At 48.4% G+C, this 10,398-nt stretch carries 12 protein-coding genes and 1 pseudogene; 3 read left to right on the top strand and 10 right to left on the bottom strand.

Annotation, left to right across the window (positions count from 1 at the left end; all coding sequences use genetic code 11):
• Both ACY69O_RS08395 and ACY69O_RS08390 read left to right on the top strand, forming a co-directional pair.
• Nucleotides 1-361 (top strand): annotated as a pseudogene (locus ACY69O_RS08395) (hypothetical protein); the annotation flags it as partial.
• A gap of 218 nt (nucleotides 362-579) precedes the next feature.
• Nucleotides 580-1,428, top strand: a complete 849-nt coding sequence (locus tag ACY69O_RS08390; RefSeq protein WP_462333019.1) for a deoxyribonuclease IV — start codon at nucleotides 580-582, stop codon at nucleotides 1,426-1,428.
• Between the two features lie 58 nt (nucleotides 1,429-1,486).
• Here the strand turns inward: ACY69O_RS08390 and ACY69O_RS08385 are convergent, their stop codons facing one another.
• The 9 genes from ACY69O_RS08385 to ACY69O_RS08345 all read right to left on the bottom strand — a co-directional run bounded on the left by ACY69O_RS08385 (nucleotide 1,487) and on the right by ACY69O_RS08345 (nucleotide 8,950).
• Nucleotides 1,487-1,747, bottom strand: a complete 261-nt coding sequence (locus tag ACY69O_RS08385; RefSeq protein WP_462333018.1) for a hypothetical protein — start codon at nucleotides 1,745-1,747, stop codon at nucleotides 1,487-1,489.
• Between the two features lie 34 nt (nucleotides 1,748-1,781).
• Nucleotides 1,782-2,279, bottom strand: coding sequence for a nitroreductase family protein (locus tag ACY69O_RS08380; RefSeq protein ID WP_462333017.1), 498 nt, complete (start codon nucleotides 2,277-2,279; stop codon nucleotides 1,782-1,784).
• Nucleotides 2,280-2,413: 134 nt separating this feature from the next.
• On the bottom strand, nucleotides 2,414-3,853 hold the full coding sequence (locus ACY69O_RS08375) for an alanine/glycine:cation symporter family protein (protein ID WP_462333016.1): 1,440 nt from the start codon (nucleotides 3,851-3,853) through the stop codon (nucleotides 2,414-2,416).
• Between the two features lie 55 nt (nucleotides 3,854-3,908).
• Complete coding sequence (locus ACY69O_RS08370; RefSeq protein WP_462333015.1) at nucleotides 3,909-4,679, bottom strand: LamB/YcsF family protein; 771 nt, start codon at nucleotides 4,677-4,679, stop codon at nucleotides 3,909-3,911.
• Between the two features lie 19 nt (nucleotides 4,680-4,698).
• Nucleotides 4,699-5,484 carry a putative hydro-lyase gene (locus tag ACY69O_RS08365; RefSeq protein WP_462333014.1) on the bottom strand — a complete coding sequence of 262 codons (786 nt, stop codon included), beginning with the start codon at nucleotides 5,482-5,484 and terminating at the stop codon, nucleotides 4,699-4,701.
• A 31-nt stretch (nucleotides 5,485-5,515) separates the two neighbouring features.
• On the bottom strand, nucleotides 5,516-6,469 hold the full coding sequence (locus tag ACY69O_RS08360; protein WP_462333013.1) for a 5-oxoprolinase subunit C family protein: 954 nt from the start codon (nucleotides 6,467-6,469) through the stop codon (nucleotides 5,516-5,518).
• Nucleotides 6,466-7,161 carry a 5-oxoprolinase subunit PxpB gene (pxpB, locus tag ACY69O_RS08355; protein ID WP_462333012.1) on the bottom strand — a complete coding sequence of 232 codons (696 nt, stop codon included), beginning with the start codon at nucleotides 7,159-7,161 and terminating at the stop codon, nucleotides 6,466-6,468. The genes ACY69O_RS08360 and pxpB overlap by 4 nt, the downstream gene beginning before the upstream one ends.
• A 57-nt stretch (nucleotides 7,162-7,218) precedes the next feature.
• A complete protein-coding gene (locus tag ACY69O_RS08350; RefSeq protein ID WP_462333011.1) occupies nucleotides 7,219-8,073 on the bottom strand; it encodes an aminotransferase class IV in 855 nt (284 codons plus the stop codon).
• Between the two features lie 37 nt (nucleotides 8,074-8,110).
• Nucleotides 8,111-8,950 (bottom strand): DUF4392 domain-containing protein, encoded by an 840-nt coding sequence (locus ACY69O_RS08345; RefSeq protein WP_462333010.1) that lies wholly within the window; start codon nucleotides 8,948-8,950, stop codon nucleotides 8,111-8,113.
• Between the two features lie 156 nt (nucleotides 8,951-9,106).
• Between ACY69O_RS08345 and ACY69O_RS08340 the strand changes: the two genes are divergently transcribed.
• On the top strand, nucleotides 9,107-9,571 hold the full coding sequence (locus ACY69O_RS08340; RefSeq protein WP_462333009.1) for an Lrp/AsnC family transcriptional regulator: 465 nt from the start codon (nucleotides 9,107-9,109) through the stop codon (nucleotides 9,569-9,571).
• 379 nt (nucleotides 9,572-9,950) lie between these two features.
• Here the strand turns inward: ACY69O_RS08340 and ACY69O_RS08335 are convergent.
• The coding region (locus tag ACY69O_RS08335; protein ID WP_462333008.1) for a Fic family protein at nucleotides 9,951-10,398 on the bottom strand (448 nt) is incomplete at its 5' end.

Raw genomic sequence — 10,398 nt, 5'->3', positions numbered from 1 at the left:
GGCAATCAGCCTTGCGGAGCTTAACATCTACTCCATCCCCATCAATGCTCTTATGCCGATTAAGGGCACTGCTCTTGAGGATCGTCCGCAGATTCCTGCAGAGGATGTTATGCGCACCATTGCATTCTTCCGCTACATCAACCCGGAAGCAAATATCCGCCTTGCAGCAGGACGCAAGGTCATGCCGGACAACGGAGAGAAGGCGTTTATTTCCGGTGCTTCCGCCAGCATCAGCGGCGATATGCTTACAACCTGCGGAACAACAATCAAAGGCGACCTCGCAATCCTCAAAAAACTCGGGCTCTCAAATGAAGGCCCAAATGACTGGGAGGAAGAGGAACTGCAAGTTGCCGCAAGGTAAAACACATACTCAGAAGGACGGTCTCACGACCGTCCTTTTATTATTAAATACATATTTTCATACTTGTTATTTAGTTTTTCTGCTTGTCTTGCATCATAACAGGGCTAAAGCCGGGTTCATCTCTGCTGAAACACTGACAGAGGAGGTTTTGCCTCTGGCAAAAAGGGAACGAATGCGTTATAATAGTACAACTAACGAAACAGAGGAGACACAGCAGTATGAAGGAACAGCTCAGAATCGGCAGCCATATCTCATCTTCCGCGGGCTACCTTGCCATGGGGCAGGCAGCCGTTGCGCAGGGGGCGGATACGTTTGCCTTTTTTACACGTAATCCACGCGGAGGCAAAGCAAAAGAGCTGAATCCGAAAGATATAGAAGATTTCCTCGCATTCGCAAAGAAAAACCGCATAGCGCATATTATTGCTCATGCGCCTTATACAATGAATCCTTGCGCGGCAAAGGATACGCTTCGTACCTTCGCCCGTGAGACCATTGCAGATGACCTCCGCCGTCTCGAAATGACACCCGGCAACTATTACAATTTCCACCCGGGCAGCCATGTAGGTCAGGGCGCGCAGACAGGCATTGAGCTTTGCGCGGCACTTTTGAATTATGCGCTGAAGCCCACACAGCACACGACAGTTCTTATCGAAACAATGTCGGGCAAAGGTACGGAAATCGGCAAAACATTTCAGGAAATCGCCGCTATCATTGAACGTGTAGAGCTGAAGGATCATGTAGGTGTCTGCCTTGATACCTGCCATATATGGGACGCAGGCTATGATATTGTATCCCACCTGGATGATGTTATCGCTGAGTTTAACGATATTATCGGCCTTGACCACCTTAAGGCAATTCATTTGAATGACAGCCTTAATCCGCGCTCCAGCAAGAAAGACCGCCATGCATGTATTGGCGAGGGCGCAATCGGGCTTGACGCTCTGACCGCAGTCATAAACCACCCGATTCTCTGCAGACTTCCGTTCATCCTTGAAACCCCTAATGACAGCGAGGGTTACGCCAAAGAGATTTCACTTCTCCGCAGCCGTTGGAAGCCTGAAAAATAAATACGCGTATAAGATAAAAGGGCATCGGCTTTGTACCGATGCCCCTTTTTTATGTTCTTTATTCAGCCTGCGCTGCCTGTGCAGCCATCTGCTGCATTACCTGCTCTGCTCCGAATTTAATTCCGTCACGCATACCACGGTCATAGCAGTCGTTTGCTGCCTTTGTAAGGTATTCCGTGACAGCGTGCAGAGAAGCGTCTATCTCCTGATCTGTCATCTTGTCCGATGCCATCTTGCATACGGTACGCAGAGCTTCCATCGCAGCCTCTCTTGCCTCCTGTGTTTCAGGCTTTAACATCATGTCCAAATTAAGTTCCATTCTTCTTCCTCCAAATTCTGCATGGATATTTGTATTATTTCACGCGGTGAACGCGCGAAGCATCATAGCGGTCCTCCAAAGGACGCTTCTTTGCAGGGTATCCGAAAGGGATTATGGTGAACGGTATAAGCGTTTCCGGCATGTTCAGCGCACTTCTGACATGCTCCATATTTTCCGGAATAGGACTTACTCCTATCATTACTCCGCCAAGCCCGAGTGCCTCAAGCTCAAGCAGAATATTCTCCGAAGCTATTCCCATATCAATATCACGGTACTGAGGCGCATTCAGCCCGTCCCGTCTCGAAGCGAGGACAAATGCAATCCGGGCGTTTTTCACGCACATGCTGTACGGTGTCGCCTCAGATAGTTTTACAAGACATTCTTCATTCGTCACAATAAAGAATTCCCACGGCTGCTGATTTTTTGCTGACGGAGCAGCCATTGCAGCCCTCAAAAGCCGCTCTATCTGTTCCTCCGTCGGCATCTCGTCGGTAAATTTTCTCACGCTGTTTCTTGTAAAAATAGCATCCATTCTCCAAAACCTCACTTCACTGTAGATTTTTACCCTGCCTTCCCTATTTTACCAAAGCACACGTAAAAAAAGAACCCTGCGGGTTGAATCCCGCAAGGCTCCTTCATTTTTATTAACTCAAATCCCCAGACTCATCAGTGAACCGTCTCTAAATCTTCGGGCTCTGCGGAAAAGTCGACATCTTCGCCGTTCTTTTCACGTACAACGACAGCCTCCTGATACTCGAAGCACTCTTTGGCAATGTCGTTGTGCAGCCAGAGCAGGCAGATAAGGTTCGGGATAGCCATGAGGCCGTTCATCGTATCGGAGAAGTTCCAAACGACTTCGAGAGCCGTCGTAGCACCGATGAATGTGATGAGACCGAATACTACACGGTATCCCATGATGACCTTACGGTTTTTGATCAGATACTCAAGAGCTTTTTCACCGTAGTACTCCCAGCCGAGAATTGTAGAGAAAGCAAACAGTGAAAGAGCGATGGAAACAATAAGCTTGCCGTATTCACCGAATACGCTGCTGAAGGCGAGAATAGTAAGCTGTGCGCCGGAAACGACCTTGCCCGTAGCCGGATCAATCGTGCCGAGAACACCCGTAGAAGCGATAACAAGACCTGTGAGCATGCAGACAATCATCGTATCGAAGAATGTACCCGTCATGTTGACATAGCCCTGGCGGGATGCATGGTCAGTACGTGCTGCTGCTGCAGCAATCGGAGCAGAACCGAGACCTGCTTCGTTGGAGAATACACCGCGGGCAACACCCCAGCGCATGGATGTAAGTGCAGATGCAACTATAGAACCGCCGACACCGCCTGCAACCGATTCAAAGGAGAAAGCCATACGGAACATTTCAGCAACACCTGCCGGAATTGCGGAAATGTTTACAATGATGACTACCATTGCAGCGATGAAATAGAACACTGCCATGGACGGAACAATGATACTGGAAACTTTACCAATGCTGTGAATGCCACGTACCAGAATAGCAACGGAAGCAACCATTATGATAGCGCCCACCACCCATGTCGGGATGGAATAGCTCGACGAAAGTGCCGCAGCAATGGAGTTTGCCTGCGTCATATTGCCGATACCAAAGGAAGATAAAACAACAAAGATTGCGAACAATGCTGCCATCGTGCTTCCGATGAATTTATTGCCGATACCGTGCTTCATAGCGTACATCGGGCCGCCGGCCATTTCACCGACGCTGTTCGTCTCGCGGTATTTAACCGAAAGAACAGACTCAGCGTATTTCGTAGAAAGTCCGAACGCCGCGCTGATCCACATCCAAACCAGAGCACCCGGTCCACCGAGTACCATGGCTGTTGATACACCAACGATGTTTCCTGTTCCGACAGTCGCGGAAAGCGCCGTCATGAGAGACTGAAACGGGGAAATATCTCCTTCATGTTTGTTCTTCTGACGGAAAATCATCTGAATAGCATATCCGAGATTTCTCCATGGCAGGAATTTCAAACGGACCGTGAGAAAAATTCCTGTTCCGACAAGCAGGGCCAGCATTATAGGTCCCCACACGAAATTATTGATATCCGCAAGCAACTTTGATACATCCATTTTAAAGACCCCTTTCACACCTAAGCATAAAATCCATAACCCTTTCTAAATCCCCTTAGGATACCACCTCCCCTAAGGGGACGATTTTTATTCCCTTTTCCCTGAGTGTCTGACTTATTTTCTTGGCAAAGACCAATGCCTTCACAGAGTCACCGTGCAGGCAGATACTGTCCGCCTGTACTTCAATCTCTTTTCCGGTTATGGCTTTTACCTTATGATCACGAACCATCGACACAACCCTTTCGATAGCTTCGTCCTCATCTGTTATCACCGCGCCCGGTTTCGAACGGGCGACCAGAGAGCCGTCTTCTTCGTAAGCTCGGTCCGCGAAAACCTCGCTTGCAGCTCTCAATCCTGTCGCTTTCGCCGCCTTGAGAAGCATAGAGCCCGAAAGCCCCATCAAGATCAGCGACGGATCGACAGCTTTTATTGCTTCACAGATTACCTGCGCCATGGCCTCATCTTTCCCTGCCATGTTGTACATTGCACCATGCGGTTTTACGTGCTGCAGCTTTATACCTGCGGCATCGCAGAAGGTTTTCAGTGCCCCCACCTGGTACATGACAAGCGTCCGAAGCTCATCAGGCGCGACCTGCATCTGGCGTCTGCCGAATCCCACAAGATCAGGAAACCCCGGATGCGCGCCCACGGCAACGCCTTTACTCTTGCAGAGCTTTACCGTTTTCTCCATAACCAACGGGTCGCCCGCATGAAAACCGCATGCCGCGTTTGCTGAGGAAATATATTCCGCGATATCAGTGTCCATTCCGCAGGTATAATTTCCAAAGCTTTCGCCCATGTCACAATTCAAATCCACTGCATCCATTCGCTCACCTCCCATCGGCTTAGTATTTAAGGTTAACATTCTTTACGTCGGTTATAAGCATATGTCCCGGCGCATGAGTGATTACAAACTCCGGCTTGGATTCCATGATTACATTCTGCGGAGTTACGCCGCAAGGCCAGAATACGGGAACTTCCCCTTCCCTTATGGTGACCATGTCTCCGTAATCCGGATGCATTAAATCATTGATTCCGATTGCCTCCGGAGTACCGATATGAACCGGCGCCCCATGAACTCTCGGCATCTGTCCCGTTATGAGCACTGCCTTAGGTACCAGCTCATGAGGAATCGGCCGCATGGAAACGACCATATTTCCTTTGAAAATGCCTGCCGGTACGCAGGGAATGTTCGTGCGATACATCGGAACATTTCGCCCTTCTTCTATCTGTCGGACAGGTACATCCGCCGCCAGAAGGTCACTCTCAAACGAGAAGCTACAGCCTATGAGGAAACTTACGAAATCGTCTCTCCAAAGCTCTGAGACATCCGTGTATTCCCCGGCAAGCTCGCCTTTTTTATAGACGCGGTATTTTGGAAAATCTTTTGCGATATCCACGTCCTCTGCAATTTGATGAAGCTTTCTTGAACCTGTGTCGCTGACCTCAAGGATCGGACATGGCTTCGGATTGCGCTGGGCAAAGAGAAGAAAATCATAAGCGTGCTCTCTCGGAATTGTAACGAGGTTTGCCTGAGCATAGCCTCTGCACATTCCGGAGGTCTGCGATGTAATCTCGCCCTTGCGTATGAGCCGACGCACCTCCGCAGGTGTCATTGCTCCATAATCCATGTGTATACCCTCTTTTCTACCCACCGCTGCGTTATCCAAACATCCTCTGAAGCTGCTTCATAAGCTTTGCAAAAAAGGAAGGTCCTTCATGCAGCTTCTGCGCATCCTCAACAGAAATTTTACGGAAACGTACTTTATCACCGGGCCGTGCCTGTGCAAGCATCGGCAAATCCAGCGACAGCACCGTAGCAATCTTTGCATAGCCTCCGGTGGTCTGATGGTCTGCCATCAGTACGATTGGATTCCCGGCCGCCGTTACCTGAATCGAACCGAACACGATACCGTCGGAAACAATATCCGTGCCCGCTTTACTCTCAATCGGCAGCCCCGCCAGACGAAGTCCCATGCGGTCACTGTCCGGCGTTATTTCATAAGATGAACTCAAAAAATCATTCCAGCCCTTTTCTGTGAAGGCTTCGTCCTGCGGTCCCGGTATTACCCTGACCTCTATATCAGATGAATATTTAACCTCATCTGCGGTAAGATCCTCCGCCAACAGTGAAGAAAAGGTTTTCTCATCAGGCTCAGCAGCCTCCAGAAGGTCACCGGCCTTAACAGGTCTTCCTTCCATTCCTCCGATATGACATTTCATATCTGTGGAACGGCTTCCCATGACCTTTGGAACCTGTATGCCTCCATAGAATGCCAGATAACCTCTGCACCCGTTAGCGGCTGCACCGATCTTCAAAACCTGCCCCGGGCAGGCTCCCATTCGCTTATAGCGCGGAACGGGCAAACCGTCGAGCGTTGCCGGCATATCCGCACCCGTAAGCGCAAAAATCATACGGGATTGAAACTCCACGGTAACACCAAGCATTGTCATTTCAAGAACTGCATCTCCGCCTCCTGCGAGACGTACCGCAGTTTCGTATGCATCCAAATCCATTGCACCGCATGGACGGATACCGCTGCTTTGATAGCCATAACGTCCGCGGTCCTGAATGGTGGTCAATGCTCCCGGTGAAAGCACGCGTATACTGCTCATACCCACGCCTCCGGATGCTCACGAATTTCGTCGTACTCATCCTCACGGATAGGTACGAAACGGATATAATCTCCCGCCTTGCAGAGAATCGGATTCTCCTTTGACGGATCATAAAAAGCAATAGGCGTTGAACCGATAATGCGCCAGCCCCCCGGAGAATCGATGGGATAAACTCCCGTCTGATTTCCTCCTATGGCAACAGACCCTGCCGGAATAGAGAGACGCGGCGTTTTCAGCCGCGGTGCAGCTATTCTCTCATCAAGTCCGCCGAGATAAGCAAATCCCGGAAGAAAACCCAGCATGTACACGCAGTAATCAGTACCCGAGTGAATGCTTATGATTTCCTCTCTTGAAAGACCTGTAACCTGCTCCATGTCCTTCAGGTCCTCACCGTATTTCCCGCCGTAGCAGCAGGGAATACGGAGAATCCTGCGTTCTTTGCTCTCACTTTCCGACGCGGTTATATCCAACCTTTCAATCTCGGAGCGTACCCTTCTCATTGAAGTACGCTCCGGGTCAAACAAAATCAACAGAGACCGGAATGTGGGAATCATCTCCTGAATACCGTCAAGATGATGCTCCTGAATCTTGCGTGCCAAACGGTTAACGGAATCGTTGACTGTTTCGTCGATGTACTCTCCGAAATCAACAACCAGCGCCCGGTCTCCTTCCGGCATGATTCTCATTTCCATACATTTCCGCCCCCGACTTTATCCTTTGGTTTTAGAATCAGCATGTCTGTTAAGACATTAAGCCTTAACCGGCTCGTTCGTTGCTTCAAGGAACTCATCAAGGACAGCCTTGCGGATTTTCTCATAAAGCTCAGGAGCCTTTCCGCCGACAGGCTTTCCATCTACTGTCTCAACTCTCAGGCAGAAGTTAGAGGAACTTGTTACGAGAACCTCATCAGCCTCCATGAGGTCTTTGAGATAGTACGGAGTCTCGCTTACTGCAATGCCAAGCTCTTTGCACTTGCGGATAAGATGAGCGCGGGCAATACCCGGAAGAATCAGATTATCCGTCGGAGCAGTGAACAGCTTGCCGTCCTTCAGGATATGGCAGTTGCTGTGCGCACATTCCGTAACGCGTCCGCCGTGGCGATAGAAAATAGTCTCCTGGCATCCTGCCTTCTTTGCATGCTCAGCAGCCAAAACAGAAGGAAGCAGATTCAAAGTCTTTACATGGCAGTACAGGAAGCGTTTATCCTCTTCCGTGATGACCTGAATCGGATTCGTGCCATCAGAAATCTTTGCCGGTACGAGCATAACCCAGAGGTTGCCCGGACCTTCGGTAAATGCATGGTTACGGATGCCCGTACCGCGCGTTACCTGATAGTAAACAAACAAATCACCTGTATCAACCATGAGAACAAGTTTCTGCAGAAGCTCTTTCAGCTCGTCCTTGGTCACCGGCATAACGATATCCATCAGTGCTGCGCTGTTGAAGAAGCGGTCAACATGCTCATCCAAAGCGAAAATGTTGTAGTTACGGCTAGGACCTGCATCATAAACACCATCACCGAACCAATGAACGCGGTCGTTCATAGGAATTGACATGCTCTCCAGCTCACCGATTTTACCGTTATAGTACCCAAGATTTTTCATTAGAATATTCCTCCTGTAGTGGTTTTCGAATTTATGATTAACAGACAATCCTTTGCGAAACTTCCGCATGCAGAGCGTCTACAATTTCTTTCTCAATATCTTCACCGAATCCGTCAACATGCGGTACACGCTCATGCGTAACACCGTCAACGCTTCCGATCTCAACTGTCTGGGATATATAGGAATAAATATCCGAGAAAGACATCAGAAGCGGAAGACCGCTGAGAATGGAAAGGTATGCCGTAATACCGTAAGCGCCCCAGTTGGAAACGCTTGCAATAACAAGACGGTCAACCGATACGCGGCACGGAACAAGGCTCAGCTCCTTCTGAATGACATCAGCCATGCAGCCCATTCCGATTTCATTGCCGCCGTCGCCGACGCCGACAGTGCGGATTGAATACTCCGGAGCAAGCTCAAACAGAATATCCGTTGGAGCATTATGCTCCTTGATGGATTTGCCGCGCATGTTCTCATAGTCATCACGCACATTGATGCCGCAGCGCTCTACAGCTATCATGCCTACCGGACGGTAACGCGTAATGATGTTTCTGAAATCGTCCTCCGTGAAATCCACATCTACCGGAACGACTGCAATATTACGAATCGTAAACAGAACCGCATAAGCGCTGTCCGTGACGATGACCGGCTCCCAGCCAAGCTTCTTCAAAGCCTGAGCAAGTACAACCGTTCCTGCCGGGCCGTCTGTCTCAGGATAACCTGCTACATAAAAACCCGTCGTAAGGAAAATGACACCCGGTTCCCATGACATGATTTCACGTGCCGCCAGCTCGCAGTACGACTCATCCATGTGTTCCTTGAGCTTAAGCATTCCGCGTTTCGAATGCCTAAGGATAATGTTCTCAATGCTCTCCATACTAGATCCCCCTCTTTACTGTTATCTGACATCCATCTTGTGTTATAATCTTAAGTGATATAGCGTAGTAGTATCTTTACTTTAAGTGTCCAGCTTAATTTAATTAAGATTTTGAAGGTATGCTATGTCTCACTCCACTGTTAAGAAGGGATATTCATGAAAAGCGACCAGCCGGATCATATCGACTACAAAATCATCGAGATTCTCCAGCAGGATGCCCGAACCCCGTTGAAGGAAATCGCCCGTCAGGTTTTTCTTTCCTCCCCCGCCGTCTCAGCGCGCATACAGCGGCTGATAGACGCGCAGTACATTACCGGCTTTCACGCGATAGTCGATAACAAAAAATTCGGCTTCCATATTAAAGCTTTCATTAATCTGGAAGTGCATCAGATGGATAAAGACACTTTCTACCCGTTCATCCGCAATCAAAGCTGCGTCATCGGGTGCAACTTTGTTACAGGTGATTACTCCATGCTGCTCGAAGCGGTCTTTCCCAGTACGGAAAAGCTGGATGCCTTCCTCAACGAGCTGCAGAAGTTCGGCAAAACCAAAACGCAGATTGTCTTTTCTACGGTAATCGAACATCGTGGTCCTGCCATCAATGAGATACTGCCAAAATGAAAACAGGCTAGGCGCTTGCCCTGCAGGCGCCATTGCCTGTCTATGTTTCGCATTATATACCCCTGCAGTATAAATAACAACGAAAATATACGTATTCTGTTATACTTAACTTTTTTGTCTCCTAAACTTCATTCTTCACAATTTTTAGACACTTTAGCTTAATTTTATTAAGCCGTTTTTTGTATACAAGAGATTTGCACACGACACAAAGACATGATTCCATTTTGAGAAAACCCAGCTTTATATTTTGTATACAATTTGTTTTGAAAAATAATGTTTATCGTTGCAGAAAAACGTATAGCTATATCGTATAAATAAAATAATAAGCGTAGTTGATGATTGTCTCATCAACTACGCTTTTGCTTGGTCCTGTTCACTTTTATTCATGCGGTATATCAAGCATATCCAGAAGCTTTATAAATGCATCCTGTCCGTCACGGCATGTATCGAGAAGCCAGCCCTTTTCTTTTCTCCATTCCGACAGTCCTCTGTAATAGAAGCCTTTCTTACTGTCCTCAATGACAAAAGGTATAACATTATGTCTCAGGCATTCCTTTAATGCTATAAGCCTGCCGACTCTTCCATTACCATCCTGAAATGGATGAATTGATTCAAACTCGGCATGAAAAGCTACTATATCCTCAAAGGATACATCCTCTATATCGTTATACACGTCAAGCAGCTTCTTCATGCGGTCGTGAACCTCCGAAGGCTTTGCTGTCTCACGTCCTCCTACCACATTGGCGCGCTTCTTATAATCTCCTACTGCAAACCAGCTGAGCAATGCATCCTTTGTACTTTGCTTTAATATATAATGCAAATGTTTC

It is taken from the genome of Schwartzia sp. (in: firmicutes) (assembly GCF_978017985.1).
This window is presented reverse-complemented; position numbering and strand designations above follow the sequence as displayed.